The following is a 26,804-nucleotide window of genomic DNA, read 5'->3' as shown; positions in this document are numbered from 1 at the left end:
CGGGAGACCTTTCGGCGCCCGGCACAGGCTGGACTCGTCTCCGGTGATCGCCGTCCGTCCGGTCACGCGGCCGACCAGGTCGAGAAACCGCTGAAGACCGTCATCCGGCCAAGGATCAGCTCTCCCCGTGCCGCAGGTCCTGCCGGCGGATGAACAGCGAGGCGACGAGGGAGATGACGGCGCCCGCGGCGGCGTACCAGCCGACCCAGTCCGGGTGGCCGGAACCGGTCATGGCCTCGGCGACGAGCGGGAAGGTCCCGCCGAAGGCGGCGACGGCCAGGGAGGTGGAGAGGCCGATGGCTATCGCCCGGATGTGGACGGGGAACAGCAGCCCGCCGACCACGTTGAGCACGGCCAGCGCCGGGGCGACGCCGATCACGTAGAGGCAGGCGACGAGCAGGAAGGGCAGCGCGCCCGACAGGAGCAGCGACATCAGCGGCACGGTCGCCACGACCAGGTAGCCCAGCCCGACGCGGGTGAGCGTCAGGGGGGACAGCCGGTCGGAGAGCTTTCCGAAGACCACCATGGCGACGAACTGGACGGTGATCGCGACCATGATGAGGGAGGACGCCGCCGCCGCGGAGACGACCCCGGCCTTGGCCGCGAACTGGGGCAGGTAGAGCGTGCCGAAGTAGAGGCTCATCGTGCTGCCGACGGTCATGAAGAACACGGCGAGCAGCTTGCGCAGGTTGGCGCGGAGCAGCGGAAGCACCTTGGGACGCGCGCCGGAGGCACGTGTTCTGACGAACTCCTCCGGCTCGTCCACCGACCGGCGGATCCACAGGGCCGCCAGCCCGAGAACCGCGCCGAACAGGAAGCCGTACCGCCAGGCGCCGTTCTCGAGCCCCTCCTTGCCGAAGCCGGCGAGCAGGACGGCGAGCACCGCGAAGGACAGTAGCTGCCCGAGCATGCCGCCGCCGTAGGAGACGGCACTATAGAGGAACCGGCGCGAGCGCGGTGCCGTCTCGGTCACGAAGGCCGCCGAACTGGCCAGCTCGCCCGAGACCGACAGTCCCATCGCGAACCGTACGATGACGATGAGCACCGCTCCGGTCGCGCCTGCCGTGGCGTAGGTGGGCGCGATGCCGATGAGAAGGCTGCCGATCGCGATCGTCATGACCGACAGGGTCATGACGAACCGGCGGCCATGCGTGTCGGCGAGCCGGCCCATGACCGCGCTGCCCAGCGGCCGGGCCAGGAAGCCGACCGCGAATCCCAGGTAGGCGGCGAGCAGCTTGGTCAGCGGGTCGCCGCCGGGGAATATCTGCGCGGCGAAGTAGGGGGCGAGCACACCGTAGAGCGTCCAGTCGAAGAGTTCGACGACGCCGCCGACGGTCGCGGCGGCCAGTTCCCTGCGAGCGGACCGTACGGGCGTGTCCGCGGCGGCCGTTGTCGTGGACAAAAGTCCTCCAGGAGGCGGAGTAGGGGGTGCTGTGGGCGAGATGGCATGGAATACGGGTGAGTGGAGGAACCCGTATCCCTTGAGCCACGGACCTTCGAGCGGTGGTACCGGCAGGTAGGATTTCCCGGCCATCCTGCGTGTCCCCCTTGGGGCCTCCTAAGCGATTCCTTGCTGACGTCTTGGAAACGGCGACGGTGTGTTCGGGGCTTTCCGATCGGCGGCCCGGGGCGCCGGTGCCCCGATGCTCGCCTGCACCCCTTCCCGCCTCTGGAATCCTCGCCGGAGGGTGCCGGGTGCGGGCGATCCAAGAGGATCCCAAGAGTGGGCGGGGAGTATGCGCCCCGGTCGCCGGGGTTGTAGGGAGCCGGGCGAAAAGGGTTTTGCCGCAGGGGTTGAACAGCGGAGGGATTTTCCCGGCCATGAGGAGGCCGAGTCGGTCTTTCATCGCCTTCGGGGCGCCGAAACCGAATCGGGGTCCCGGGATTCTCCGTACGGTGTGCGACCGCGCCGGCCTCCGATATCCCGGCCGGTGGCGGGGAACACCTCCGGGGGGCGCCGTCACGGGGGGCGCCGTCACGGGGGGCGCCGTCACGGGGGGCGCCGTCACGGGGGGCGCCGTCACGGGGGGCGCCGTCACGCCCGCGAGAGGTCCCCGCGCTCGCCGGCGGGCGGCTTGGACGGCCCGGTGGTGGTCCTATCTCGGGATGGTGTGCCCGGCCGGCGACTCGTGTTCTTCGCTCGATCTGGCGGCGCGGCCCGCCAGGCGCTCATAGCGCTGCTTGGCGGCCTGGGGGGTGCCCAGGCCGAGGCCGAAGGCGATCTCCTGCCAGGTGAGGTCGCGGCCTCGCGCCATGAGCAGGAGCGCCGCCTCCAGCTCGTCCAGCTCCGCGCGGGCCCGGGGCAGCAGGGTCAGGGCGGCGGTGATGTCGGCGCGGTCCACCTCCGGTTCGCCCTCCTCGCGATGGGCGGCACCGCTCAGCAGGAACGACACGAGCCTGACGGCCTCGTGCGCGCCGAGGACCGTGGGATGGACCTGCCGGTGGCGCTGGGCGTCGCCGGTCGCGTGGCGCTCGGTGATGCGTGACAGGGAGGCGTACTCGCGGTGCGCTCGCGCCCGGCTCGGATCCGGAGCCGTGAAGGCGTCGGCTGATTCATCGTGGTTCGTGGGCATACGAACCACGATGAATCATTGAACGATCTATTGTCAACTATATGTGTTAAACAATTTGTTTAAAGGTTGGGCGTCGCCCGCCTTCCGCGGACGTCCTCGGCGATCGCGGCCGGGCCTCAGGAGATGGAGACCGGCAGGTCCTTGATGCCGTTGATGAAGTTGGAGCGGAGCCGGCGGGCGGGGCCGGCCTGCTCCAGATTCGGCAGCCGCTCGGCCAGCACCTCGAAGAGCACCCGCAGTTCCAGCTTGGCGAGGTGGTTGCCGAGGCAGAAGTGGGCACCGCCACCGCCGAAGCCGATGTGCGGGTTGGGGTCGCGGCCGATGTCGAAGGTGTAGGGGTCGGCGAAGACGTCCTCGTCCCGGTTGGCGGAGCTGTAGAAGACCACGACCTTGTCGTCGGCCTTGATCTCCTGGCCGCCGATCGTCGTGTCGACGGTGGCCGTACGGCGGAAGAGGTTCACCGGGGAGACCCAGCGGACGATCTCGTCGGCCGCGGTGCGGGCGAGGGTGCGGTCGGCGACCAGACGCCGCCACTGCTCGGGGTGTTCGAAGAAGGCGAGCATGCCGCCCGAGGCCCCGTTGCGGGTGGTCTCGTTGCCCGCGACCACGAGCAGCAGCACGAACAGGTCGAACTCCTCCTCGGTGAGGGTCTCCCCGGCGGCGTCCGGCATGATCAGCTTGGTGACGATGTCCTCGCGGGGTTGTTCCCGCCGCTCGGCGGCCAGGGTGTTGGCGTAGGCGTAGACCTCCATGGCCGCGTCCGTGCCCTCGGCGGGATCGGTCGCGTAGTCCGGGTCGTTCATGCCGATCATCCGGTTGGACCAGTTGAAGATCTTGTCCCGGTCCTCGACGGGGGCGCCGAGCAGCTCGCAGATCACGTACAGCGGCAACGGGGCGGAGATGTCCCTGACGAAGTCGACCGAGCCGCGCGCCTTGGCCTCGTCCACCAGCTCGTGGCAGATGTCACGGATGTGCTGCTCCAGGGCGCCCATCATGCGGGGGGTGAACCCTCGGTTGACCAGGGAGCGCCGCCGGGTGTGCTCCGGCGGGTCCTGGTTGAGCATCATCATCCGCTGGAGGGCGCGCTCGTCCTCGGGCATCTCGTCGAAGAGCGCGAGCTTCCTGCTTGAGGAGAACAGGTCGGAGCGGCGGGAGACGTGCACCACGTCGGCGTGTTTGGTGACCGCCCAGAAACCCGGCCAGTCCCGCTCGGCGTCACCCGGGTGCGCGTAGACCGGCGCGTTCGCCCGTAGCCAGGCAAGCTGATCGTGCGGCGCGCCGTTCCGCCAGTAGAAGTCCTGGTCGACCAGATCGATGTCCATCGGTCCTCCTGTGCGAACCGGGTCCCCGGTCCTGTGACGCGGCTCGTTGTCGGTGCGGCCGGCGATGTGCCCTCCGGTCGCGAGGCGGGTTCCTCGCGGGACATCCGTCGTGGACGTGGCGGGCGCGGGGCCTGCCGATGTTCCCGCCTCCCACCGGGGCACGCTGAACCGCCAGGCGCTTGATCAAGCGCTTGGTTGGATTACTTTCTGAAACGTGTTCTATTACCTCAGGGGTGCCTCGTCAAGGGGGCGGTCCCTCGTGATCTCCTTGACGACCGTGTAGGACCTGCCCGCCTGGGCGTCGATGACCAGGACGTCGCCGTCGCGGCCCGGGTCGAGTGTGCCACCCCGGTCGTCCAGGACATGGTAACCGCCGCCGATCATGTCCGCGCGGACCCGGAGAAGTCCGGTCCTTCCCGCCCGTAGGGTGATCCGGTCGGCCTCGCCGTCCCGCCACGAGACGTCCACCGTCACGTCGCCCCAGGCACGCAGGCCGGTGACCGAGCCGGTGGGCCAGGCCGACGGCAGTGCGGGCAGCACGTGGACGGTGTCGTGCCGGCTCTGCAGCAGCATCTCGGCCATGCCGGAGGTGGCGCCGAAGTTGCCGTCGATCTGGAACGGCGGGTGGGTGTCCCACAGGTTGTCCAGTGTGGAGCCCCTGAGCTGCTCGCCGAGCATCCTGTGCGCGTGGTCGCCGTCCAGCAGGCGCGCCCAGAAGTTGATCTTCCACGCCTTGCTCCAGCCGGTGCCGCCGTCGCCCCGCGCGGTGAGTGAGACCCTGGCCGCCTCGGATTCGGGGGTTCCGGCCGTTATCCGCCGTCCGGGGTGCAGCGCGAACAGGTGGGAGACGTGCCGGTGGGTGTTGCCCCGGTCGTCCAGGTCCTCCTTCCACTCCTGGAGCTGTCCCCAGGAACCGATCCGGATGCCCGGGTCGAGCCTGGCCAGCGCGGCCGTCACTTCGGCCTGGAAGGCCTCGTCGGTCTCCAGCTCCTTCGCCGCCTCCAGGACGTTGGTCAGCAGGTCGAAGACGATCTGCTGGGACATCGAGGCGCCCGCCGTGAAGTCGCCCTGCTCGGGGGAGTAGCTGGGGGAGACCACGAGAGTGCCGTCACGCGGGTCGGTGTGCAGGGTGTCCAGCCAGAACTCGGCCGCGCCCTTCATCACCGGGTACGCGGTCTCGCGCAGGTACTCGGTGTCGCCGCTGAAGCGGTAGTGGTCGTACATCCGCTGGGTCAGCCACGCCGCCGCGTCCGGGAACCAGAACGCGGTGGCCCAGTCGTGCACGCCGGTGAAGCCGAACGGGTTGGTCTCGTTGTGCACCACCCAGCCGCGCGCCCCGAACATCTCCCGCGCGGTCTTCGTCCCGGGGGCGACCATCGACCGGATGTAGCGGTCGTACGGTTCGGTCGTCTCGGCGAGGTTGGTCTGCTCGGCGAGCCAGTAGTTCATCTGCAGGTTGATGTTGACGTGGTAGTCGGCCGACCAGGGAGGGTTGGTCGAGTCGTTCCACACGCCCTGCAGATTGGCCGGGAGCGACCCCTCCCTGGAGGAGGCGATCAGCAGGTAGCGGCCGTAGGCGAAGAACATCGCCTCCAGCGCCCGGTCGTCGGCCGAGGCGCCACCGGTGTACGCCGCGCGGAGCCGGTCGGTCGGGACGGCCGGGGCCCGCTGGCCGAGGTCGAGCCTGACCCGGTCGAACAGCTTCCGGTGGTCGGTCAGGTGGTCGGACCTGAGCCTTTCGTACGACTTCCCGGCGGCCCTGTCGACCGCCGAGGTGACCCTGGCGTGCGGGTCGGCGCCCCGGTAGGCGGGATGGACGTCGGCGTAGTCGGTGCCCGCGGACAGCACGAACACCGCGCTGTCGGCGCCCGCGACGGTGATCCGGTCGGTGCCGTCGGTGCGGGTGCCGCCCCGGGTGATCACCTGGACCTGCGACTCGAACCTCATGCCGTTGTCGGCGAGCGCGCCCCGGACCGTCAGGCGTCCCTTCGAGACCGAGACCCGCCTGTCGGAGCGGGGGGAGGAGGTGCGCAGCGTGAAGGAGACCTTGCCCTTCTCGTCGGCGGAGATCCGGCCGACGATGACGTTGCCGGGGTGGCTGGCGAAGTACTCGCGGGAGTAGGTCACGCCGTCCGAGGTGTAGCCGACCCTGGCGATCGCGTCGCGCAGGCTCAGCTCCCGGCGGTAGCCGGTGACGGCTCCGGGAGTGCCGGGCATGTCCAGCCAGAGGTCGCCGAAGGTCTGGTAGGCGCCGAACCCCCTCCTGGGCCGGCCGAGCCTGGCCGCCACCGCCGCGGGGGACACCTTGCCGTCGCGGTCGATCTCCGCCCTGACCTCGGCGATCGCGTTCGGCCTGGGGGAGGTCCAGTTGCCGAAGTCGTAGCCGTCGGAACCGGGGCCGCCGGTCCACAGGGACTTCTCGTTGAACTGGATCCGCTCGCCGCCGACGCCGCCGAACACCATGGCGCCCAGCGCGCCGTTGCCGATCGGCAGCGCCTGGGTCTCCCAGTCGGTGGCCGGTCTGTCGTACCAGAGCGTCAGGTCATCGGGTGTATCCGCTCGTCTCATGTCCGCTGCCGGCTCCTCGTTCGCCGGACCGGGTCCGTACGGCCCGGTGGTGGGGGTGCCGGCGGCGAGGAGAACCGTGGTGGGACGTCGTCGTGGGGGCGAGGCAACGAACTCCTCCGATCACAGGACGGGACTGTTTCCAGGAGATGGCACCGAAACTCCACCGTAACAAGCATCATCCTCCGATGTCTGTAGTGAGTTGATCGCTTGAACCCTCGTCGCGGCGGCAAACACCTGGAATGATCTTCAATCCTGTCCACGCGGGGAAGTCCGATGAATAGGGGCCGTGCTTAAGTGGCTATCTGGCATCTGCCCTGTTAGGAGAGGTTTCTCCTCGATAACGGATCGGATGTATCCGGCTGTGAGGGGTTGACATCAAGGTTCGAAATCATTCAGCATCGCGAGATAAGACATCGGATGTATCAACGAGAGGTGCGGTGTGAAGCTGCTGCGAGTGGGACCCGTCGGCCAGGAGCGACCGGCGGTCCTGGACGGGGCCGGTAATCTCCGCGAAATCTCGGAGGCGGAGATCGACGGGGCTTTCCTCGCTTCGCAGGGAGTGGCTCGCGTCCGGGAGGCGCTGGAGCGGGACGAACTGCCCGTGCTGAACGCCGAGGGACTGCGGATCGGCGCCCCGATCGCCCGGCCGGGCAAGATCGTGTGCATCGGGCTCAACTACCGCGACCACGCGGAGGAGACGAACGCCGCGATCCCGGCGGAGCCGGTCGTCTTCATGAAGGCCCCCAACACGATCGTCGGCCCCAACGACGAGGTGCTCATCCCCAGGGACAGCGTGAAGACCGACTGGGAGGTCGAGCTGGCGGTCGTCATCGGCGAGACGGCCCGCTACGTCGAGACGGACGAGGAGGCGCTGTCCAAGATCGCGGGCTACGCCATCTCCAACGACGTCTCCGAGCGCGAGTTCCAGCTGGAGCGCGGCGGCCAGTGGGACAAGGGCAAGTCCTGCGAGACCTTCAACCCGCTCGGCCCCTGGCTGGTCACCCCCGACGAGATCCCCGACCCGCAGGCCCTGGGCCTGCGCCTGTCGGTGGACGGCGTACGGCGCCAGAACGGCGACACCCGGAACATGGTCTTCACCGTGGCGGAGATCGTCCGCTACCTCAGCCGGTTCATGGTCCTCGAACCCGGTGACCTCATCAACACCGGCACCCCCGCCGGCGTCGCGCTCGGCCTGCCCGGCACCCCGTACCTGCGGGCGGGACAGGTCATGGAACTGGAGATCGACGGCCTCGGCGCCCAGCGGCAGACGGCGGGACAGGCATGAGCGAGGGAGCGGGCGCGTACCGCATCACCTCGATGGAGACCCATGACATCCGCTTCCCCACCTCGCTGGAGCTCGACGGCTCCGACGCGATGAACCCAGACCCCGACTACTCGGCCGCCTACCTGGTGCTGAGGACCGACGACGGGTTCGAGGGCCACGGCTTCGCCTTCACCATCGGACGCGGCAACGAGGTGCAGACCTCCGCGATCAGGGCGCTGGAGCCGTACGTGCTCGGCAGGGACGTCGAGGACATGGGCGCGCTCTGGAAGGAGATGGTCCACGACTCCCAGCTGCGCTGGCTCGGCCCGGAGAAGGGCGTCATGCACATGGCGATCTCCGCCGTGGTCAACGCGCTCTGGGACCTGAAGGCCAAGCGGGCGGGCAGGCCGCTCTGGCTGCTGCTGGCCGAGATGTCGCCCGAGGAACTCGTCGAGCTGGTCGACTTCCGCTACCTCACCGACGCGCTCACCCCGCGGGAGGCGCTGGAGATCCTGCGTGCCGCCGAGCCCGGCAGGCGCGAGCGCGTCGCCCACCTGCGCGAGCACGGCTACCCGGCCTACACCACCTCACCGGGATGGCTCGGCTACGACGACGACAAGCTGCGCCGCCTGTGCAAGGAGGCGATGGACGAGGGCTTCACCCAGATCAAGCTGAAGGTCGGCGCCGATCTGGAGGACGACCGGCGACGGATGCGCATCGCCCGCGACACCTGCGGCGACGACTTCCCCATCGCGATCGACGCCAACCAGCGCTGGGACGTCGACTCCGCCATCGCCTGGGTGAGCGCCCTCGCGGAGTTCCGCCCGCACTGGGTGGAGGAGCCGACCAGCCCCGACGACGTGCTCGGCCACGCCGCCATCGCCAGGGGCATCGCGCCCATCCCGGTCGCCACCGGCGAGCACGTCCAGAACCGCATGGTCTTCAAGCAGCTCCTGCAGGCCGACGCGATCTCCTACCTGCAGATCGACGCGGCCCGCGTCGCGGGGGTGAACGAGAACATCGCGATCCTGCTGCTCGCCGCCAAGTTCGGCGTCCCGGTCTGCCCGCACGCGGGCGGGGTCGGCCTGTGCGAGCTGGTGCAACACCTGTCGATGTTCGACTACGTCGCGGTCAGCGGCTCGATGGAGAACCGGGTGATCGAGTACGTCGACCACCTGCACGAGCACTTCGTCGATCCCGTGGTGATCGAGAACGGCGCCTACGTCGCGCCGAGCCTGCCCGGTTTCGGCGCGACGATGCACGCCGCGTCGATCACCGACCACACCTACCCCGACGGTCCGGTATGGAGGTCCCTCAATGGCTGAGTTCGACGGCCTGCGTGCCCTGGTCACCGGTGGCGGATCCGGCATCGGCCTGGCCACCGCCACCCTGCTGGCCGAGCGGGGCGCACGGGTGGCCTGCCTGGACATCAATGCCTCCGGTGGCCCGTTCGTCGAGGTCAGGGCGGACGTCACCGACGAGGAGGCGGTCCGCGCGGCCGTCTCACGGGCAGCGGAACAACTCGGCGGGCTGGATATTCTGGTGAACAACGCTGGGATCGGTGCCGCCGGGACGGTCGAGGACAACTCATACGAGGAGTGGTCGAGGGTCCTGGACGTCAACGTGCTGGGCGTCGTCCGGGTCACCCGGGCGGCACTGCCGCACCTGCGTCGCTCGGCACACGCCGCGATCGTCAACACCTGCTCGATCGCGGCCACGGCCGGGCTGCCCCAGCGGGCGCTGTACAGCGCGTCCAAGGGGGCGATCCAGTCGCTGACCCTGGCGATGGCCGCCGACCACATCCGCGAGGGAATCCGGGTCAACTGCGTCAACCCGGGCACCGCCGACACTCCCTGGGTGCGGCGCCTGCTCGACGTGGCCGAGGACCCGGCGGCCGAGCGGGCGGCCCTTGAAAACCGCCAGCCGACGGGCCGCCTGGTGAGCGCCCCGGAGGTCGCCGCGGCGATCGCCTACCTCGCGAGCCCGCTCGCGGGGTCCACCACCGGCATGGCCCTGGCCGTGGACGGCGGGATGCAGGGGCTCCGGCTCCGGCCCAGATCCTGACCGGGTCCCAGGCCTCGGCCGCGGCCCGGACTAGCGCGGGTCACGACGGATCGACGGCGGGAGCCATCCCGCCAGATGAGATATCGCTCTAAAAGCAATTCATCCCCCCGAATAGAGGCAAAAGCATGAAAATCCGCCCCGCGGCGACAGGTGCGGCGCTGCTCGCGATCGCGTTCACCCTCTCCGCCTGTGGATCGTCGGAGTCCACCGGGACCGGCGCGGCCCAGCCCGCCGGCGAGGCCGGCGCCACGGGCGGCAAGGTCGGGATCGACTTCCCCCGGGCCGACTCCGACTTCTGGAACTCCTACAACAAGTACATCCCGCAGATGGCATCCGAGCTCGGCGTCGACCTGATGCCGCCGACCAACTCGCAGAACGACGTGGCCAAACTGGTGGCCAACGTCCAGGCCCTGTCCGGCCAGGGCGCCAAGGCGATCGTCATGGCCCCGCAGGACACCGGCGCGATCGCCTCCACGCTGCAGAACCTGGAGAACAAGAACATCCCGGTCGTCAGCGTGGACACCCGCCCCGACAAGGGCAAGGTCTACATGGTCGTGCGGGCCGACAACAAGGCGTACGGCACCAAGGCCTGCGAGTTCCTCGGCGAGAAGCTCGGCGGCAAGGGCAAGGTCGTCCAGCTCATGGGCGCGCTCTCGTCGATCAACGGCCGCGACCGGGCCGAGGCGTTCGGTGCCTGCATGAAGGAGAAGTTTCCCGGCATCACCGTCTTCAACGAGCCGACCGAGTGGGAGGGCACCAAGGCCGCCTCGATGCTGCAGACCCGCCTTGAGCAGCACCCGGACATCAAGGGCGTCTACATGCACGCCGGAGGCGTCCACCTGGCCCCCACCATCCAGGTGCTCAAGGCCAAGAACCTGATCGCGCCGCCGGAGGACCCCAAGCACGTCTTCGTGATCTCGAACGACGGCATCCCGCAGGAGTTCGAGGCCATCCGCAAGGGCGAGATCGACGCCACGCTCTCCCAGCCGGCCGACCTCTACGCCAAGTACGCGCTCTTCTACGCCAAGGCCGCGATCGACGGCAAGACCTTCCAGCCCGGCCCCACCGACCACGACAGCACGATCATCCAGCTGCCGAACGGCTTGGAGGACCAGCTTCCCGCCCCGCTGGTCACCAAGGAGAACGTGGACGACCAGGCTCTCTGGGGCAACCAGGTCAAGTGATGACTTCTTCCGTCAAGGCGGTCGAGGCGCTTGGGATCACCAAGCGCTTCGGCCCGACCACCGCTCTCAACGGCGCCGAGATCGCCATCACCGAAGGGGAGACGCACGCGCTGATCGGCAGGAACGGCGCGGGCAAGTCCACCCTGGTGTCGATCCTCACCGGGCTGCAGCGCCCCGACGAGGGCGAGGTCCGCTTCGCCGGGCAGCCCGCGCCGCCGCCGGCCGACCGGGACGCCTGGCGGCAGCGCGTCGCTTGCGTCTACCAGAAGTCGACGATCATCCCCACGCTCTCCGTCGCGGAGAACCTCTTCCTGAACCGCCAGACCGAGCGAGGCAGGATCAACTGGCGGTCCCTGCGCACCCGTGCCCGGCGGCTCCTGGAGCAGTACGGCGTGGACGTCGACGCGGAGACCATGGCCGGGGACCTCGGCGTCGAGCAGCGCCAGCTGCTGGAGATCGCGCGGGCACTGTCGTTCGGCGCCCGGTTCATCATCCTGGACGAACCCACCGCCCAGCTCGACGGTCCCGCCATCCAGCGGCTCTTCGACCGGATGCGCTCCCTGCGGGAGCAGGGCGTCACGATGATGTTCATCTCCCACCACCTTGAGGAGGTGTACGAGATCTGCCAGAGCGTCTCGGTCTTCCGCGACGCCCGGCACATCGTCACCGCCGCGGTCGAGGACCTGCCGCACGACCGGCTCGTCGACGCGATGACCGGCGAGGCCACCGCCGCCTACGAGTACCGCACCCGCCCCCTCGCCCCTTCGGCCCCCGTGGTGCTGTCCACCCGGGGGCTCAGCCTCGCCGGCCGCTACCAGAACGTGGACCTGGACGTCCGCGCGGGCGAGATCGTCGGCCTGGCCGGCTCGGGCAGCAGCGGCAAGGTCGGTCTCGCCGAGACCCTGGTCGGCCTGCAACGGGCCGACACCGGGACGGTGACCGTCAACGGCACCGACATCAAGCAGGGCGACGTGCCCTCCGCACTCCGCGCGGGGCTCGGGTTCGTCCCCCAGGACCGGCACCACCAGGGCTTCGTCCCGCTGCTTTCGATCGCCGAGAACGCGACCATCCCGATCGCCCACAAGCTCGGCCGCTTCGGCGCGGTGTCCCCGGCCCGCCGCCGCGAGCACGGTGCCCGGATGATCGAACAGCTGGACATCAAGACGACGGGGCCCGACCAGCCGGTGGCCGACCTGTCCGGCGGCAACGCCCAGAAGGTGGTACTGGCCAGGGCGCTCGCCGACGACCCCCGCGCGCTCGTGGTCATCAACCCGACCGCCGGGGTGGATGTCAAGGCCAAGCACTCCCTGCTCGGTGCGGTGGAGGACGCGGCCGACCGGGGCGCGGGGGCCGTGCTGGTCTCCGACGAACTCGACGACCTGCGGATCTGTGACCGCGTCCTCGTCATGTTCCACGGCAGGATCGTCAAGAACGTGCCGCGCGGCTGGACGGACAACGAGCTGGTGGCGGCGATGGAAGGTATCGACCACTGATGACCACGACGAAGACCTCCTCTCCCGTGTCGGCCGCCCCCCTGGGCCGCCGCATACAGCTCGGGCGGTTCCGCGACCTCACCCTGGTCCCGGTGATCGTCGTGCTGCTGATCGCCGGCTCCTTCGTGGACCCGATCTTCCTCACCCCGGGCAACCTGACCAACGTGCTTCAGCAGCAGTCGGCCCTGGCGCTGGTGGTGCTCGCCGAGGCGATGATCCTGATCTCCGGGAAGTTCGACCTGTCCCTGGAGTCCACGGTCGGCATGGCTCCCGCCGTCGGCGTGATGCTGGTCATCCCGGTGGCGGCCGACGGGTTCGGCCTGGAGCTGCCCGGCATCCTGGCGATCCCGCTCTGCCTGCTGGTCGGCGGCCTGGTCGGCGCCTTCAACGGCTTCCTGATCATGCGGTTCCAGCTGTCGGCGTTCATCGTCACGCTGGCCATGATGATCGTCGTGCACGGACTCCACCTGGGGCTCACCCAGGGCAAGAGCCTGTTCGAGCTGCCCGAGTCGTTCCTCTACCTGGGCAGCGCCACCTGGCTCGGCCTGCCGGCGGCCATCTGGATCGTCGGCGCGCTCTTCGCGGTGGCCATCGTCGCGCTCGGCTACTTCCGGGTCGGCCGCTCGCTCTACGCCATCGGCGGCAACGCCGACGCCGCCCGCGCGGCGGGCGTCAGGGTCGAGCGGGTGGTCTGGGTCGTCTTCGTCATCGGCGGGATCGTCGCCGCGCTGGCCGGCGTGCTGGAGACCGGTCGCCTGGGCGGCATCAGCGCCAACCAGGGCGTCGGCTGGATCTTCATGGCCTTCGCCGCCGCGGTCATCGGCGGCGTCAGCATGGACGGCGGCAAGGGGACGATCCTCGGCGCGCTCACCGGTGTCCTGGTGATCGGCCTCGTCGAGAACATCCTGACCCTGAAGGGCGTCCCCGGTGAGTGGAAGCAGCTGGTCTACGGTTCGATCATCCTGGTCGCCCTGATGATCAGTCGCCTGGCGGGCGGCAAGGCCCAGGACTGACGTGTCGCGGTCCCGCTCCTCCGGGCGGGACGCGCGGACCCGGGCGGATACCTCGGACTGCGCGAGAGCCAAGAAGCATCACTCCCGTACCAGAAACATCAAGCCGTCCAGAACGGAGCAAGAGGTGCAGGTCAGCAGGTACGGCTTCGGTGCGGCCCCGATCGGGAACCTGTTCTCCGAGGTCGGCGAGGACGTGGCGCGGGCGGCGGTGGACGCGGCCTACGAGGCGGGCATCCGGCTGTTCGACACCGCGCCGCACTACGGGCTCGGCCTGTCGGAGCGGCGGCTCGGCGCCGCCCTGGCGGACCGGCCCCGTGACTCCTACACCCTGTCCACCAAGGTCGGCCGCCTGCTCGTCCCGGCCGAAGGCCCGTTCGGCCGGGATGAGCAGGGCTTCGACGTCCCCGCCGACCTGCGCCGGGTGTGGGACTTCTCCCGCGACGGGGTCCGGCGGTCGCTGGAGGAGAGCCTGGCGCGGCTCGGCCTCGACGCGGTCGACATCGTGCTGATCCACGATCCGGACGACCACTGGGAGCAGGCGGTCGGTGAGGCGTACCCGGCCCTGGCGGAGCTGCGCGACCAGGGGGTCGTCAAGGCGATCGGGGTCGGCATGAACCAGGCGGGGATGCTCGCTCGGTTCGTCCGCGAGACCGGCGTCGACATGGTCATGCTCGCCGGGCGCTACACCCTCCTCGACCAGTCGGGCGCCGACGAGCTGCTGCCGCTCTGCGCCGGGCGCGGCGTCTCGGTGCTCGCCGCCGGGGTGTTCAACAGCGGCCTGCTGGCCACCCACGACCCGTCGGGCACCTACGACTACGCGCCGGCCCCCGGCCCGCTCCTGGAGCGCGCCCGCCGGATCGCCGCCGTCTGCGACCGGCACGGCGTCACCCTGCCCCAGGCGGCCCTGGCCTTCCCGCTCCGCCACCCGGCGGTCGCCACCGTCGTCGTCGGCGCCCGTTCCGCCACCGAGGTGACCCGCAACGCCGCCCTGACCGCCTGCCCCGTCCCCGAGGGCCTCTGGGCCGACCTCGCCGCCGAGGGCCTGATCTCCTGAGCATGTCCCGGCGGGGAGGCTGCGATCTGGCTGATTCCCGATTTTGAGCCAGAAACAGGGAGTAGCATGAGGTGGGAAGGGAGGTCCCTCATGGCTGATGCCAAGCCCGGGAAATCTCCGGCGGGAGCGGTCAAGAAGCGAAAGCACCGGGCGATCTCGGTGCAGCGCGATCACGAGGTGGCCGGTGCAACACAGGCCCCTCGCAGGAAAGAGGTCGAGGAGCAGGCCGCGCTGGCTTTGTTCGATCAAGCGCAGCGGCTGGACGGAGTGGCTGCCAGCACCCGTGAGACCGACACCCGTGACACGGTCAGAGAAGTCGTTCATGACCTGCTCGTTCATGCCGAGCCGGTGCGGGCGACGGTCGCATCGAAGATCCTCGGTGTTGATGAGAAGACGGTTCGCTCATGGGTGAGGGAAGGGCTGCTCGTCGAGGTCAAGGGAAAACCCCGATTGATGCTTGAGGCCGAACGTCTTTACGCCGTGGCAACGCTCGTTCAGGATCTGCGCCAGGTCGGCCGTACCCGCGATCTTGCCAAGGCGGTCTGGTACCGACTGCAGGACCGGGGGCTTCTGGAGAACGACCAACTGGCCGAAGGTCTTCGGCAGATGAGGCAGGGCGAGGGCCGTCCGTGGCGAGAGATCAAGGCAGAGTGGAGTTCCAGGAACTCCGAACCAGCCGCCGATGAAGACTGAGGTCTATCTCTCCGTTCTCGCGGAGAAGCAGGCTGAGACTTTGCGTGGAGCGGATCTGAAGGCCTTCGTCGCTTTCGTCAATGACCTGGAAGCACGAGGCTGCATGGCCCTCGGGTACCGGCTTACCGGAGAGATTCCGGTGAGCCGGTTGTGCGTCAAGCATTTGAGAGGCGCCATGCGCGTCGTGGTCGCGTTTGGAAACCTGGGCCGTTCATGGGTTTTGATGTTAGGACCTCATGACGAGCGTAACCGGACGCATGATGTCTACACCTCGCTGTGGGAGGCGTGCGGGCTGGACACGCCACCTGTGGGCGAACGCACCAAACCCGCCTGTTGTGACGATGACGGCGCCTGTCCGAACCTGCCGGAAATCGACGACCTGGTGGCTCGTTGTCGTGACCTTGCCAAGGTTCCTCGTCGGCGTAAGCACGCGAGCTGACCGCTCTCACCTGGGCCGGCCCCCGTGACGAGGGTGGGAAACCGGTGGTGGACCCGGTCAGGCGAGGGCGTTGCGGAGCCAGTCCTCGACGCCGGCGATGTGGACGGTCGCCCAGGCACGGGCGACCTCCGGCTGGCGGGCGGCGATGGCGTCGCAGATCGCGGTGTGCTGCTCGCGGGTCTTCTCCAGGGCGTTCTCCTGGGTGAGGCCCCTCCAGATCCTGGCCCTGGTGGTAGGTCCGGAGAGGCTCTCGATGAGCGAGCAGAGCACGGCGTTGCCCGAGCCCGCCGCGATGCGCTGGTGAAACTCCAGATCGTTGGCGACGAGCTGCTCGACGCTCGGGTCGATGGGCAGCGCGTCGAGGATCTTACGGAGTTCGGCCACCTCCGACTCGGACATGTACGTCGCCGCCATGGCGGTCGCCGCGGGTTCCAGGATCCGGCGGACCTGGAAGAACTGCAGCACCGTGTCGTCCTGATGGAAGTCGACCACGAACGACATGGCGTCGAGCAGGAGTCTCGGCTCCAGGCTGGTCACGTACGTGCCGTCGCCCTGGCGTACGTCCAGCACGTTGATCAGGGCCAGTGCCCTGACCGCCTCGCGCAGGGAGTTGCGCGAGAGGCCGAGCCGGTCGGCCAGATCGGCCTCCTTGGGCAGCCTGCTGCCCGGAGCGAGCTCGCCGGACAGGATCATCTGCTTGATCCTGTCGATAGCGGCGTCGGTGACCGCCACTCCGCACCGTCCTCAGGTTTCGCCAGACATCCGATGTCTAGTGTATGGCGAACCGGACCGGATCCACCCCCGTCACGCGGCGGATGATCCCGCGAGCCTCCAGGGTGCGCAGGTGCGCCGCGGCCTCCCCGGCCGCCATCCCGCGAAGCATGGGAGGAAAGTCCTCCCAGGGGCGGTTCCAGGTCATCCGCCCGGCGATCTCCCAGATGGTCAGCGGCTCCGCAGCCTCGGCGAGCAGTGTGGCCAGCCGTTGGAGCTTCTCCTCGTGGTGGATGCCGATCTCCGCCGCCCGAGCCGCCGTGTCTGGAAATATCCATTCATGGGCGGGCAGGGCTTCGAGTTCGCCCAGACCCTTCACCTTCTCCAGCGACTCCAGGAAGTCACTGAGCGGGTCGACGTCCGCCCGGTCGTACGGGTAGATGCCGATGTGCGGGGTGATCGCCGGCAGCACGTGGTCGCCGGTGAAGAGCCGGTCGGCGTCCTCCAGGTGCAGGCAGACGTGGCCCGGCGTGTGGCCGGGGGTCCAGATCGTACGGAGCCTGCGCCCCGGCAGGTCGATCAGGTCGCCGTCGGAGAGGACGCGGTCCGGCAGCGCGGGCGGCTTCGGCCGGTTCCCGGTCACCTCCTCCACCTCGACGGTGCCCGCCCCCGCGCGGCGCAGCATGTCGGCCTGGAGGTCGCGGTGCGCGTCGCCCTCGACCTCCCGCATGAACCTGACCAGTTCGGCGTCGGCCTCGTGCATGGCGATCCACGCGCCGGACTCTTCCCTGACCTGCCCGGCCAGCCCGGCGTGGTCGGGGTGGAAGTGGGTGACGACCACCCCGCGCACGTCGCGTACGTCCATGCCGACCGCGCTCAGCCCGTCGCGCAGGGCCAGCCACGCCTCGGGGGCGTTCCAGCCCGCGTCGATCAGCACCGGCCCGGCGGGGGACTCGATCGCGTAGACCAGGGTGTAGCCGAGCGGGTTGCCGGGAATCGGGACGGGCACGCTCCACACACCGCCACCGGTGTCGAACGGACGCTGCTCGCTGTACGGCCTGCGGCGGGATTTCAAGGGTGCTGCTCCTTACCGGCGCCGATCAAAGGCGCTCCAGGACGGTCGCGGTCGCGAGCGCCCCGCCCGCGCACATCGATACCAGTGCGGTCGAGGAGTCGGACCGCTCAAGCTCGTGCAGGGCGGTGGTGATCAGCCGGGAACCGGTCGCGCCGACCGGATGGCCGAGTGCGATGGCACCACCGTTGACGTTGACCCGTTCCATGTCCGGCTTGTGCACCGATGACCAGGATAAGACCACCGCTGCGAAAGCCTCATTCACCTCGAACCTATCGATATCTTCCATGGTCATCCCGGTGGCGGACAGGACTTTGGCCGTCGCGTCCACCGGTCCGTCCAGGTGGTAGTACGGCTCGGCGCCGACGAGCGCCTGGGCGAGGATGCGGGCCCTGGGGCGCAGGCCGTGCCGGGCGGCGGCCTCCTCGCTCATCAGCAGCACCGCCGCCGCGCCGTCGGAGATCTGCGAGGAAGTGCCCGCGGTGTGCATGCCGCCCTCGCCCATCACCGGCTTGAGCCCGGCCAGTCCTTCGAGCGTGGTCTCGCGCAACCCCTGATCCCTGCTGACGACCCGGGTCTCCCCGGTGGGCCGCCCGTCCTCGCCGAGGATCGGCGCGGTCACCGGGACGACCTCCCGGTCGAAGCGGCCCTCGGCCCACGCCGTCGCGGCGAGCCGCTGGGACCTGGCGCCGAACCCGTCCAGCCGCTCGCGGGTCAGCCCGCGCCGTCGCGCGATCCGCTCGGCCGCGGTGAACTGGTCGGGCAGGTCGATGGACCAGTCGTCGGGCCGGGGCCGGGCGGGCAGCACGTTGGAGCCGAGCGGCGCCCGGCTCATCACCTCGACGCCGCAGGCCACGCCGACGTCGATGACGCCTGCCGAGATGAGCGCCGCGACCAGGTGCACGGCCTGCTGGGCGGAGCCGCACTGCGCGTCGATCGTGGTCACGCCCGCCTGGTACGGCAGGCCGGCATACAGCCAGGCGTGTCGCCCGACATGACCGCCCTGCTCACCGGCCTGTGTGACGCACCCGGCGAAGACCTGTTCCACGGCGGCGGGGTCGATGCCCGCCCGGTCGATCAGACCACCCAGCGCCGCGGCGAGGACCGCCTGCGGCTTCAGTCCGGCGAGCCATCCGTTGCGCCTGCCGATCGGGGTTCTCACGGCTTCGACGATCACTGCACCCATACGATCTCCTCGCCCGCCGGCTCGGAGCTCGCGGCCACCGGGCGACCGCTCCCGCTCGCCCTGCTCGCGCGTCGCTCCAGAATGTAGCTCTAGTCGCCTGTCAATGCGACTGTAACGGGTTCTAGTTTCACGCGGAAGGAGAGGGGTGGAAATCGGCGAGCAGGCGCTCGGCGGCGATCTCGATGCGCCGCTGGATCTGCTCGTAGGTGCGGCGTCCCCTGAGCATCTCCAGAAGTTCGTGCACCCAGATGCTGGACAGCGAGCCCGCGAGGGCGAACTGCTCCTCGGTGGCGGTGTCGACGGTGAGGTCGTCTCCGGCGACGCGGAGCAGCAGTCCGGTCATCCGGTCGCCGAACGGTGTCTCGACCTCGGCCATGATCAGCGAGCGGATGAGCGCGTCGGCGAGCTCGGGCTCGCGCATCAGGCCGCGGGTGGCGCGCATCAGGATGTCGACGGCCCGCCCCGAGGCCGCGGTGGCGCTGGGCGGGCGGCGCTCGATGCTGCTTTCGAGGAGGTCGATCTCCTCGCCCACGACGGCGACGACGAGATCCATCTTGGAGGGGAAGTATCGATAGAGCGTTCCCAGTGCGACCCCGGCGCGCTCGGCGACGGTCCGCATCTGCATCGCCTCGACGCCACCCCGCGAGGCGAGAGCGGCGGCGGCCTGGACGATGCGCTTGCGCCGCTGGTGCTGGCTCCTGGTGCGGACGCCCGTGGACGCCGGTTCGCTCTGCATGCCGGATGTCTTCTCGGTCGTGACCGGATCGAGGTCTCTCGGGACGGGCCTGTCGGCCGCGTGCGGGGTGACCGGCACGTCGGTGGACACATGCGGGGTACGCATGAGAACACGTTATCTGATTTCCGGATGCTCCGGTGGGTTACTCGCCGGTCACAAAGACGCCCCGCGCTTACACGGCATATGCGGTATCGCGGTTATCCGGTGAGGTGTTGTGATCGGCCGGCTCTGGACACAGAATAGAATCTGTTCTACTTTTCGGAGCAGCTGGCCTGGGCATCCTGGCGGGAGGCGCAATGTCCGAAGAGACACTGGCGGGGCTGCTGGCGCGACGCGCCGACGACGACCGGCCGGGACTGCTCTTCGAGGAGCGGACCTGGAGCTGGCGCGAGTACGTCGCCGAATGCCGGGCCCGCGCCGCCCTGCTGGACGCGCGGGGCCGGAACCTGCACGTCGGTGTGCTGTTCGACAACGTTCCCGAGATGCTGTTCCTGCTGGGCGGGGCCGCGCTCTCCGGCCACGTGATCGTCGCGCTGAACACCACCAGGAGCGCCGCCGAACTCGCCCGCGACGCGGACGCGACCCATGTCGACCTGATCCTGCACGAGCCCGGCTACGCCACCCTCGCGGCCGACCTCGCCGCGCTCCGCGATCCGGAGTCGGCCCGCTCCCGGCCGTCACCCGCCCCTTCGGCGGGCCCGGTCCGCGAGGACGCGCTGACGATGCTGATCTTCACGTCGGGGACCTCGGGACGGCCCAGGGCGGTGAAGATCACGCAGCGGAAGATCGCGGTTCCGGGGACGAGCCTGGCGGCGATGCTGTCGCCGCAGGACGTCGTCTACTGCTCGATGCCGCTCTTCCACTCCGGGGCGATCATGGCCGCGTACGCCCCGGCGGTGGCGTCGGGGGCGGCGCTGGTGCTGCGGCGGAGGTTCTCGGCCTCGGGCCTGATGCCCGACGTCAGGCGCTACGGGGTCACCTACCTGCACTACGTGGGCAAGGTGCTCTCCTACGTGCTGGCCACCCCGGCGGAGCCCTCGGACGCGGAGAACACCCTCAAGATCGCGTTCGGCAACGAGGGCAGCGCCACCGCGGTCAGCCGGTTCGGGGAGCGCTTCGGCTGCCACGTCATCGACGCGTTCGGGTCGACCGAGACCGCGATCTCGATCACCCCCGCCCCGTCCGGGCCGCCGGGATGTCTGGGCAGGCTCCCCGAGGAGGTCGAGATCCGCGACCCCGCCACGGGGGAGAGGTGCCCGGTCGGGGTCTTCGAGGACGGGCGGCTGCTCAACGCGGGCGAGGCGATCGGGGAACTGGTCAACACCCGGGGACTGGGCCTGTTCGACGGCTACTACAACGACCCCGAGGCCGACCGCGAGCGCGTCAGGCGGGGCGCGTTCTGGTCGGGGGACCTGGCCTACGCCGACGCCGACGGCTACGTGTTCTTCGCCGGGCGGGGCACCGAGCGGCTCCGGGTGGACGGGGAGAACCTGGCGGTCGCGCCGATAGAGGCGGTCGTGCGCGAGTTCCCCGGCGTGGTCGAGGCGGCCGTCTACCCCGTGCCGGACGCCGCGGCGGGCGACCAGGTGATGGCGGCCCTGGTGCTGCGGGACGGCTTCGACCCCGAGGCGTTCGCGGGCTTCCTGGCCGGCAGGAAGGACGTGGGCCCCAAGGCCATACCCCGATATATCCGGATCAGTGAGGAACTGCCGCAGACCGCGTCCAACAAGGTCATCAAGCGGATCCTCGCCACCGAGGCATGGCACACCGGCGACCCCGTCTGGTGGCGTCCACCCGGGCAGGCGTCCTGGCGGCCGCTCACCCCCGAGGACGCCCGGGGCATCGACGACGAGTTCATCCAGCACGGCCGACGGCAACCCTGGAGCGCCAGTGGATTTCAATCTTGACGAGACCCAGACCGACCTGCGCGAGCTCGCGGTCGACCTCCTCGGCAGGGAGGTGACCTCGGCCAGGCTCGAAGCCCACGAGAAGAGCGGCGCCCCCTACGACGCGGCCCTGTGGCGATCCCTGGCCCAGGCGGGGCTGCTCGGCGTCTGCCTGCCGGAGGAGGCCGGCGGGGCCGGGCTGGGTCCGGTGGAGCTGGCGGTCGTCCTGCGGGAGATCGGCGCACACGTGGCGCCGGTCCCCGCGGAGCAGAGCCTGGTCAGCGCGCAGGTGATCGCCAGGTACGGCTCCCGCGAGCAGCGCGAGGCACTGGCCCCGCTGGCGGACGGTGAGATCTCGCTGGCCGCCGCGCCGTCCGAGCCGGGTCGAGACCTCGGCGCCCCGCCCGCCACGACCGCGCGCGAGGACGGCTCCGGCTGGGTGCTGCACGGCGCCAAGACCACGACGCCCTACGCGGCCCAGGCCGCGAGGATCCTCGTTCCGGCCACCACGGGGACGGGCGTCGGCCTGTTCCTGGTGGACCCCGCCGAGACGACACAGCACCGGGTGACGCTCGCCACCGGTGAGCCGGCCGCCGCGCTGAGCCTGGCGGGCACTCCCGGCGAGCTCGTCGGCGCCGAGGACGGTGTCGCGGCCGACGGCCTGCGCAGGCTGGTGCTGGCCGGGAACATCGCGGTCGCCTCCGGAGTGCTGGCCGGAGCACTGGCGCTCACCACCGAGTACATCAGGACGCGCAGGCAGTTCGACCGGGCGCTGGCCGAGTTCCAGGCGGTCACCGTGCAGATCGCCGACGTCTACATCGCCGGCCGGGCGCTGGACGTGGCCGTCTGGTCAGGGGCGTGGCGGCTGGCCGAGGGGGCCGATGCCGAGGCCGACGCCGACCTGGCCGTCGGCGCGCTGACCGTCACCGACCAGGCGCTGCGGGCGCTCTACACCTGCCAGCACCTGCACGGCGGGATCGGCGTGGACGTGACCTACCCGCTGCACCGCTACTTCGCCTGGGGCAAGCACCACGCCCACCTGCTGGGCGGGGTGGAAGCCCGGCTCGACATGATCGGAGCGCTCGTCTGATGCTGATCGACCTGACTCCCGAGCAGCAGCGGCTCCGCGCCGAGCTGCGCGAGTACTTCCAGACCTGTCTCACCGCCGCCGACCGCAAGAAGATCTCCACCGACCCGTTCGGCCACGCCTACATGGAGCACTGCCGCAACCTCGGCCGCGACGGCAAGCTCGGCCTCGGCTGGCCCAAGGAGTACGGCGGCGGCGGGTACGGCCCGCTGGAGCAGCAGATCTTCGCCAACGAGATCGCCCGCGCCGAGGTGCCGTACCCGATCATCACGGTGCAGACCGTCGGGCCGACCCTCATGCAGTACGGCACGGCGGCGCAGAAGGAGTTCTTCCTGCCGCGCATCCTGGCCGGGGAGTGCCACTTCGCGATCGGCTACAGCGAGCCGGGGGCGGGCACCGACCTGGCGTCGCTGCGCACCACCGCGGTCCGCGACGGCGACCACTACGTGGTCAACGGGCAGAAGATCTTCACCTCGGGCGCGCACTACTCCCAGTACATCTGGCTCGCCGCCCGCACCGACCCGGACGCGAAGAAGCACCGGGGGATCACCATGATGATCGTCGACTGCGCCGACCCCGGCTTCTCCTGGACGCCCATCCTGACCATGGACGGGCGCCACCACACCAACTCCACCTACTACTCCGACGTCCGGGTGCCGGTGGACATGGTGGTGGGGGAGGAGAACAAGGGCTGGGACCTGATCGTCAACCAGCTCAACCACGAGCGGGTCACGCTCGGCCCGGCGGGCAACATCGCGCACACCTACGACCGGTTCCTGGCCTGGGCCCGCCGTACCGGCGCGATCGAGGAACCCGCGGTACGCAGGGCGCTCGGCCAGGTCTACGCCTACTTCCGTACCAACGAGCTGCTGAACTGGCAGGTCGCGGCCAACATGGACCTCGGCTGGCTGGGCGCCCCCGACGCCTCGGCCACCAAGGTCTACGGCTCCGAGCGGCTGCAGGACGTCGGCCGGATCGTCGGCGAGGTGCTGGCCCGGTTCGGCGACCCGTCCGACCCCGGCACCGCCGACCTGATGGAGCGCGTCGACCGCGGTGCCAAGGGCGGGCTGGTGCTCACCTTCGGCGGCGGTGTCAACGAGGTACAGCGCGAGCTCATCGCCATGCTCGGCCTGAGCCTGCCGAGGCCGCCCCGATGACCGCGACGGCGGAGCCCACCGGCCTGCACGAGCGGCTCACCGCCCTGGCCGAGCGGCAGATCGCCGCGGGCGAGGTGCTCGGTGCCGCGGCGGCGGACCCGGTGAACGCCCCGATGATCCGGCACTGGGCCGACGCCCTGGGTGACGCCAACCCGATCTACACCGACCCCGCGGCGGCCGCGGCCGGGGTGCACGGGCAGATCGTGGCGCCACCGGCGATGATCCAGGTATGGACCATGCCCGGCGTGAACCGGGACCGCAGGCAGACCGGCACCCCGGTCGACGCCGTGCTCGCGATGCTGGACGGCAACGGCTACACCGGCGTGGTCGCCACCAACTGCGAACAGACCTACCACCGTTACCTGAGGCTCGGCGAGTCCCCGGTTCCGGCCACCCGGTTCACCGGCCTGGCCGGCCCGAAGCGGACCGCGCTCGGCGAGGGCTACTTCGTCACCTGGAACGTCACCTGGTACGTGGCCGGCGAGGCGGTGGCCGAGATGCTGTTCCGGGTGCTGAAGTTCCGGCCCAGGGAGCGGGCGAAGGAGCCCGCGGGGAACGGGACGTCGGCCGCCAAGGGCGCGTCCGCGACCGGTTCGTCCGCGACCGGCGGGGGCGGGGCCGCGACGGACGGGAACGGGTCGGCGGTCGGCAAGGACCCGCTTTCGACACCCGAGGGCACACCCGCGGCGGGCGGGAACGACGAGGACGCGCCCGCCCGCAGGCCGTACCCGCTGAGACCCGCGGTCAACGCCGACACCGCCTTCTTCTGGGAGGGGGCGGCCGAGGGTGAGCTCAGGATCCAGAAGTGCGCCGACTGCGGCGAGCTCCGCCACCCGCCGGGGCCGGTCTGCCCCTCGTGCCGCTCGGCCGCCCGCACGCATGTGACGGCGAGCGGTGAGGGCGAGGTCTACAGCTACGTCGTCCACCACAACCCTCCGGTACCGGGAATCAGGACGCCTTTCGTGGTCGCGGTGGTGGAACTGCCGGAAGGTGTGCGGATCGTGGGCAACGTGGTGGACTGCGCCCCTTCGCGGGTGGGTATCGGTATGCCGGTGCGCCTGACGTATCGCCAGATGGACGACGAGCTGATCCTGCCCATGTGGGTCCCCCGGGAGGCGTGATGCGGACACTTACCGACGACGAGGTGCGGGTCGGAGCCGTCCTCCCCGAGCTCGCGATCGAGCTGACCCCCACCGTGGTCGTCTCGACCGCGCTCGCGACCATGGACTTCACCCCCGTCCACCACGACGTCGAGGGCGCGAGGGCACAGGGGTCGAAGGACATCTTCCTCAACATCCTGACCACGATGGGCCTCGTCGAGCGCTACGTCACCGACTGGGCCGGACCCGAGGCGATCATCCGCGGCATCAACGTCAAGCTCGGCGTCCCCGCGTACGCGGGCGACCGGCTGGTCTTCAGCGGTACCGTCCTCGCCTGCGAGGACGGCGAGTTCACGGTCGAGGTCCGGGGCGGGGTCAGCCTCGGCGACCACGCCTCGGGCACCGTCAGGTTCGCCCTCCCGTAGAAAGGCCCTCACCAGCGTGGTCTCCTTTTCCGGGAGTACGGCCGTCGCCGGCATCGGCGCGACCGAGTTCTCCAAGCAGTCGGGCCGGTCCGAGCTCCAGCTCGCCGCCGAGGCCGTGTTCGCGGCGCTCAACGACGCGGGCCTGGCGCCCTCGGACGTGGACGGCCTCGTCACCTACACCCAGGACGCCAACCAGGAGATCTCGGTGGCCCGCGAGGTGGGCATCGGCGACCTGTCGTTCTTCTCCCGCGTCCACTACGGCGGCGGCGCGGCCTGCGGCACCGTGCTGCACGCGGCGATGGCCGTGGCCACCGGGGTCGCCGAGACCGTGGTCTGCTACCGGGCGTTCAACGAGCGCTCCGGACGCAGGTTCGGCCAGCCCAACCCCGGGATCGGCGGCGAGCCCACGTCCCACGGACTGGACCTGAGCTGGCACCTGCCGTACGGGCTGATGACCCCGGCCGCCTGGGTCGCCATGTTCGCCCGGCGCTACATGCACGCCTACGGCGCCACCTCCGAGGACTTCGGCAGGGTGGCGGTGGCCATGCGCAGGCACGCCGCCACCAACCCGGCCGCCTGGTTCCACGGGCGCCCGATCACACTGGAGGAGCACCAGGCGTCGAAGTGGATCGCGGAGCCGCTGCACCTGCTCGACTGCTGTCAGGAGAGCGACGGCGCGGTGGCGCTGGTGGTCACCTCCGCCGAGCGGGCCAGGGACCTGCGCAGGTCACCCGCGCTGATCGCCGCCGCCGCCCAGGGCGCGGGCGCCGGCCAGATGACCATGACCAGCTACTACCGCGACGACATGACGGGCCTGCCGGAGATGGGGGTGGTCGGCGGTCGGCTGTGGCAGCAGTCCGGGCTCGGGCCCTCGGACATGCAGGCGGCCATCCTGTACGACCACTTCACCCCGTTCGTGCTCACCCAGCTGGAAGAGCTGGGCTTCTGCGGGCGCGGCGAGGCCCGCGACTACGTCGCCGACGGCGGCATCGAGATCGACGGCCGCCTGCCGGTCAACCCGCACGGCGGCCAGCTCGGCGAGGCGTACATCCACGGGATGAACGGCATCGCCGAGGCCGTCAGGCAGATCCGCGGCACCTCGGCCAACCAGCTCGCCTCGGTACGCAACGTGCTGGTCACCGCGGGCACGGGGGTGCCGACCAGCGGGCTGGTCCTGTCGGCGGATTGACCCGGCGCCGCTCGCGGCGGCCGGGCGGGCCCGGAGGAAAACGAACGCGGGAAGGGCGCGGCCGGTGGGCCGCGCCCTTCGTGTCACGCGTGTGGGTCGCACACGGGTGGTCACCGTCCGGCGGGACGTCTCGACGCCGGTCAGCAGCTCAGGTTGCCGCCCGGGGTGGTGCCGAGGATCTGCGTGAAGCTCTGGTAGGCGTTGATCCGGCTCTGCACCTGCGCCGGGTTCCTGCCGTCGCACTCCAGGCCGCCGTTGATGCTGCGGATCGTCTGGCCGAAGCCGTGGCCGTTGACCATCGCGTTGTGCGCCGTCATCGTGCCGGGGCCGTTCTGGGTGTTCCAGTACCACAGGGCGGTCTTCCAGGCCACCGCCGCGTCGTTCTGCACCAGGTTCGGGTTGCCGAGCAGGTTGATGCCGAGCGCGTCGCCCGCCGCCTTGTAGTTGAAGTTCCAGCTCAGCTGGATCGGGCCGCGCCCGTAGTAGGCCGCCTGACCGGCGGGCAACGCCGCCTGCATGCGGATGTTCAACCTGGGCTCGTCGTCCTGCTGGCTCACGCTGACCTCCCGCGATTGAAAGGGGCCGAGC

24 protein-coding genes are annotated in these 26,804 nt (G+C 70.2%); 15 read left to right on the top strand and 9 right to left on the bottom strand.

All coding sequences use genetic code 11. The features are described 5' to 3' along the window. Nucleotides 1–115: 115 nt before the first annotated feature. The 4 genes from AB0J58_RS33945 to AB0J58_RS33930 all read right to left on the bottom strand — a co-directional run bounded on the left by AB0J58_RS33945 (nt 116) and on the right by AB0J58_RS33930 (nt 6,463). Complete coding sequence (locus AB0J58_RS33945; RefSeq protein ID WP_364223634.1) at nt 116–1,402, bottom strand: MFS transporter; 1,287 nt, start codon at nt 1,400–1,402, stop codon at nt 116–118. A 694-nt stretch (nt 1,403–2,096) separates the two neighbouring features. Then, nucleotides 2,097–2,573: a DNA-binding protein gene (locus tag AB0J58_RS33940; protein WP_364223632.1), complete on the bottom strand. Its 477-nt coding sequence runs from the start codon at nt 2,571–2,573 to the stop codon at nt 2,097–2,099. A 116-nt stretch (nt 2,574–2,689) separates the two neighbouring features. Next, nucleotides 2,690–3,895: a cytochrome P450 gene (locus tag AB0J58_RS33935; RefSeq protein WP_364223630.1), complete on the bottom strand. Its 1,206-nt coding sequence runs from the start codon at nt 3,893–3,895 to the stop codon at nt 2,690–2,692. 222 nt (nt 3,896–4,117) lie between these two features. Next, a complete protein-coding gene (locus tag AB0J58_RS33930) occupies nt 4,118–6,463 on the bottom strand; it encodes a glycoside hydrolase family 95 protein (protein WP_364223628.1) in 2,346 nt (781 codons plus the stop codon). 439 nt (nt 6,464–6,902) lie between these two features. Between AB0J58_RS33930 and AB0J58_RS33925 the strand changes: the two genes are divergently transcribed. The 9 genes from AB0J58_RS33925 to AB0J58_RS33885 all read left to right on the top strand — a co-directional run bounded on the left by AB0J58_RS33925 (nt 6,903) and on the right by AB0J58_RS33885 (nt 15,667). Further along, nucleotides 6,903–7,748, top strand: coding sequence for a fumarylacetoacetate hydrolase family protein (locus tag AB0J58_RS33925; protein WP_364156280.1), 846 nt, complete (start codon nt 6,903–6,905; stop codon nt 7,746–7,748). After that, nucleotides 7,745–9,052: an L-fuconate dehydratase gene (locus tag AB0J58_RS33920; protein ID WP_364223626.1), complete on the top strand. Its 1,308-nt coding sequence runs from the start codon at nt 7,745–7,747 to the stop codon at nt 9,050–9,052. The genes AB0J58_RS33925 and AB0J58_RS33920 overlap by 4 nt, the downstream gene beginning before the upstream one ends. Further along, complete coding sequence (locus tag AB0J58_RS33915) at nt 9,045–9,791, top strand: SDR family oxidoreductase (RefSeq protein WP_364223624.1); 747 nt, start codon at nt 9,045–9,047, stop codon at nt 9,789–9,791. The genes AB0J58_RS33920 and AB0J58_RS33915 overlap by 8 nt, the downstream gene beginning before the upstream one ends. A gap of 125 nt (nt 9,792–9,916) precedes the next feature. Further along, nucleotides 9,917–10,975: a sugar ABC transporter substrate-binding protein gene (locus AB0J58_RS33910; protein WP_364223622.1), complete on the top strand. Its 1,059-nt coding sequence runs from the start codon at nt 9,917–9,919 to the stop codon at nt 10,973–10,975. Further along, nucleotides 10,975–12,468: a sugar ABC transporter ATP-binding protein gene (locus AB0J58_RS33905; protein WP_364223620.1), complete on the top strand. Its 1,494-nt coding sequence runs from the start codon at nt 10,975–10,977 to the stop codon at nt 12,466–12,468. The genes AB0J58_RS33910 and AB0J58_RS33905 overlap by 1 nt, the downstream gene beginning before the upstream one ends. Then, the gene (locus tag AB0J58_RS33900) at nt 12,468–13,481 is read left to right on the top strand and encodes an ABC transporter permease (RefSeq protein ID WP_364223618.1); all 1,014 of its coding nucleotides are present in this window, start codon (nt 12,468–12,470) and stop codon (nt 13,479–13,481) included. Before AB0J58_RS33905 ends, AB0J58_RS33900 begins: the two co-directional genes overlap by 1 nt. Before the next feature lie 124 nt (nt 13,482–13,605). Continuing rightward, a complete protein-coding gene (locus AB0J58_RS33895; RefSeq protein ID WP_364223616.1) occupies nt 13,606–14,535 on the top strand; it encodes an aldo/keto reductase in 930 nt (309 codons plus the stop codon). Between the two features lie 90 nt (nt 14,536–14,625). Further along, the gene (locus AB0J58_RS33890; RefSeq protein ID WP_364223614.1) at nt 14,626–15,228 is read left to right on the top strand and encodes a hypothetical protein; all 603 of its coding nucleotides are present in this window, start codon (nt 14,626–14,628) and stop codon (nt 15,226–15,228) included. Further along, nucleotides 15,218–15,667: a hypothetical protein gene (locus AB0J58_RS33885; protein ID WP_364223612.1), complete on the top strand. Its 450-nt coding sequence runs from the start codon at nt 15,218–15,220 to the stop codon at nt 15,665–15,667. The genes AB0J58_RS33890 and AB0J58_RS33885 overlap by 11 nt, the downstream gene beginning before the upstream one ends. A 57-nt stretch (nt 15,668–15,724) precedes the next feature. Here AB0J58_RS33885 and AB0J58_RS33880 read toward each other — a convergent pair whose 3' ends face one another. The 4 genes from AB0J58_RS33880 to AB0J58_RS33865 form a co-directional block, all read right to left on the bottom strand. Further along, complete coding sequence (locus AB0J58_RS33880; RefSeq protein ID WP_364223610.1) at nt 15,725–16,399, bottom strand: FadR/GntR family transcriptional regulator; 675 nt, start codon at nt 16,397–16,399, stop codon at nt 15,725–15,727. A gap of 37 nt (nt 16,400–16,436) precedes the next feature. After that, the gene (locus AB0J58_RS33875) at nt 16,437–17,453 is read right to left on the bottom strand and encodes an MBL fold metallo-hydrolase (RefSeq protein ID WP_364223608.1); all 1,017 of its coding nucleotides are present in this window, start codon (nt 17,451–17,453) and stop codon (nt 16,437–16,439) included. 25 nt (nt 17,454–17,478) lie between these two features. Then, entirely contained in the window at nt 17,479–18,636 is a 1,158-nt protein-coding gene (locus AB0J58_RS33870; RefSeq protein ID WP_364223606.1) for a steroid 3-ketoacyl-CoA thiolase, read from the bottom strand. A gap of 127 nt (nt 18,637–18,763) precedes the next feature. Beyond that, the gene (locus AB0J58_RS33865) at nt 18,764–19,372 is read right to left on the bottom strand and encodes a TetR family transcriptional regulator (RefSeq protein WP_343973295.1); all 609 of its coding nucleotides are present in this window, start codon (nt 19,370–19,372) and stop codon (nt 18,764–18,766) included. Between the two features lie 296 nt (nt 19,373–19,668). On the opposite strand from AB0J58_RS33865, the gene AB0J58_RS33860 reads away from it, so the two are divergent. From AB0J58_RS33860 to AB0J58_RS33835, 6 genes are read left to right on the top strand one after another with little or no spacing between them, the layout of a single operon-like run. Continuing rightward, nucleotides 19,669–21,279 (top strand): long-chain-fatty-acid--CoA ligase, encoded by a 1,611-nt coding sequence (locus tag AB0J58_RS33860; protein ID WP_364223604.1) that lies wholly within the window; start codon nt 19,669–19,671, stop codon nt 21,277–21,279. After that, the gene (locus AB0J58_RS33855) at nt 21,263–22,348 is read left to right on the top strand and encodes an acyl-CoA dehydrogenase family protein (RefSeq protein ID WP_364223602.1); all 1,086 of its coding nucleotides are present in this window, start codon (nt 21,263–21,265) and stop codon (nt 22,346–22,348) included. Before AB0J58_RS33860 ends, AB0J58_RS33855 begins: the two co-directional genes overlap by 17 nt. Next, on the top strand, nt 22,348–23,502 hold the full coding sequence (locus AB0J58_RS33850) for an acyl-CoA dehydrogenase family protein (RefSeq protein WP_364223600.1): 1,155 nt from the start codon (nt 22,348–22,350) through the stop codon (nt 23,500–23,502). Before AB0J58_RS33855 ends, AB0J58_RS33850 begins: the two co-directional genes overlap by 1 nt. Next, the gene (locus AB0J58_RS33845; RefSeq protein WP_364223598.1) at nt 23,499–24,623 is read left to right on the top strand and encodes a bifunctional MaoC family dehydratase N-terminal/OB-fold nucleic acid binding domain-containing protein; all 1,125 of its coding nucleotides are present in this window, start codon (nt 23,499–23,501) and stop codon (nt 24,621–24,623) included. The genes AB0J58_RS33850 and AB0J58_RS33845 overlap by 4 nt, the downstream gene beginning before the upstream one ends. Further along, nucleotides 24,623–25,027 (top strand): MaoC/PaaZ C-terminal domain-containing protein, encoded by a 405-nt coding sequence (locus tag AB0J58_RS33840; RefSeq protein WP_343973127.1) that lies wholly within the window; start codon nt 24,623–24,625, stop codon nt 25,025–25,027. The genes AB0J58_RS33845 and AB0J58_RS33840 overlap by 1 nt, the downstream gene beginning before the upstream one ends. Nucleotides 25,028–25,043: 16 nt before the next feature. Further along, a complete protein-coding gene (locus AB0J58_RS33835) occupies nt 25,044–26,216 on the top strand; it encodes a lipid-transfer protein (protein ID WP_364223596.1) in 1,173 nt (390 codons plus the stop codon). Between the two features lie 140 nt (nt 26,217–26,356). Here AB0J58_RS33835 and AB0J58_RS33830 read toward each other — a convergent pair. After that, nucleotides 26,357–26,804 (bottom strand): chitinase (locus AB0J58_RS33830; protein ID WP_364223594.1); only part of this gene is annotated, 448 nt, incomplete at its 5' end.

This window comes from Streptosporangium sp. NPDC049644, from assembly GCF_040675205.1.
GTDB lineage: Bacteria > Actinomycetota > Actinomycetes > Streptosporangiales > Streptosporangiaceae > Streptosporangium > Streptosporangium fukuiense.
This window is presented reverse-complemented; position numbering and strand designations above follow the sequence as displayed.

Bases quoted from the DNA above. Each gene is read 5' to 3' on its own strand.
- AB0J58_RS33940 (WP_364223632.1), bottom strand. From the start codon at position 2,573: ATGCCCACGAACCACGATGAATCAGCCGACGCCTTCACGGCTCCGGAT.
- AB0J58_RS33935 (WP_364223630.1), bottom strand. From the start codon at position 3,895: ATGGACATCGATCTGGTCGACCAGGACTTCTACTGGCGGAACGGCGCG.
- AB0J58_RS33930 (WP_364223628.1), bottom strand. From the start codon at position 6,463: ATGAGACGAGCGGATACACCCGATGACCTGACGCTCTGGTACGACAGA.
- AB0J58_RS33920 (WP_364223626.1), top strand. From the start codon at position 7,745: ATGAGCGAGGGAGCGGGCGCGTACCGCATCACCTCGATGGAGACCCAT.
- AB0J58_RS33915 (WP_364223624.1), top strand. From the start codon at position 9,045: ATGGCTGAGTTCGACGGCCTGCGTGCCCTGGTCACCGGTGGCGGATCC.
- AB0J58_RS33910 (WP_364223622.1), top strand. From the start codon at position 9,917: ATGAAAATCCGCCCCGCGGCGACAGGTGCGGCGCTGCTCGCGATCGCG.
- AB0J58_RS33905 (WP_364223620.1), top strand. From the start codon at position 10,975: ATGACTTCTTCCGTCAAGGCGGTCGAGGCGCTTGGGATCACCAAGCGC.
- AB0J58_RS33900 (WP_364223618.1), top strand. From the start codon at position 12,468: ATGACCACGACGAAGACCTCCTCTCCCGTGTCGGCCGCCCCCCTGGGC.
- AB0J58_RS33890 (WP_364223614.1), top strand. From the start codon at position 14,626: ATGGCTGATGCCAAGCCCGGGAAATCTCCGGCGGGAGCGGTCAAGAAG.
- AB0J58_RS33885 (WP_364223612.1), top strand. From the start codon at position 15,218: ATGAAGACTGAGGTCTATCTCTCCGTTCTCGCGGAGAAGCAGGCTGAG.
- AB0J58_RS33870 (WP_364223606.1), bottom strand. From the start codon at position 18,636: ATGGGTGCAGTGATCGTCGAAGCCGTGAGAACCCCGATCGGCAGGCGC.
- AB0J58_RS33865 (WP_343973295.1), bottom strand. From the start codon at position 19,372: ATGCAGAGCGAACCGGCGTCCACGGGCGTCCGCACCAGGAGCCAGCAC.
- AB0J58_RS33860 (WP_364223604.1), top strand. From the start codon at position 19,669: ATGTCCGAAGAGACACTGGCGGGGCTGCTGGCGCGACGCGCCGACGAC.
- AB0J58_RS33850 (WP_364223600.1), top strand. From the start codon at position 22,348: ATGCTGATCGACCTGACTCCCGAGCAGCAGCGGCTCCGCGCCGAGCTG.
- AB0J58_RS33845 (WP_364223598.1), top strand. From the start codon at position 23,499: ATGACCGCGACGGCGGAGCCCACCGGCCTGCACGAGCGGCTCACCGCC.
- AB0J58_RS33840 (WP_343973127.1), top strand. From the start codon at position 24,623: ATGCGGACACTTACCGACGACGAGGTGCGGGTCGGAGCCGTCCTCCCC.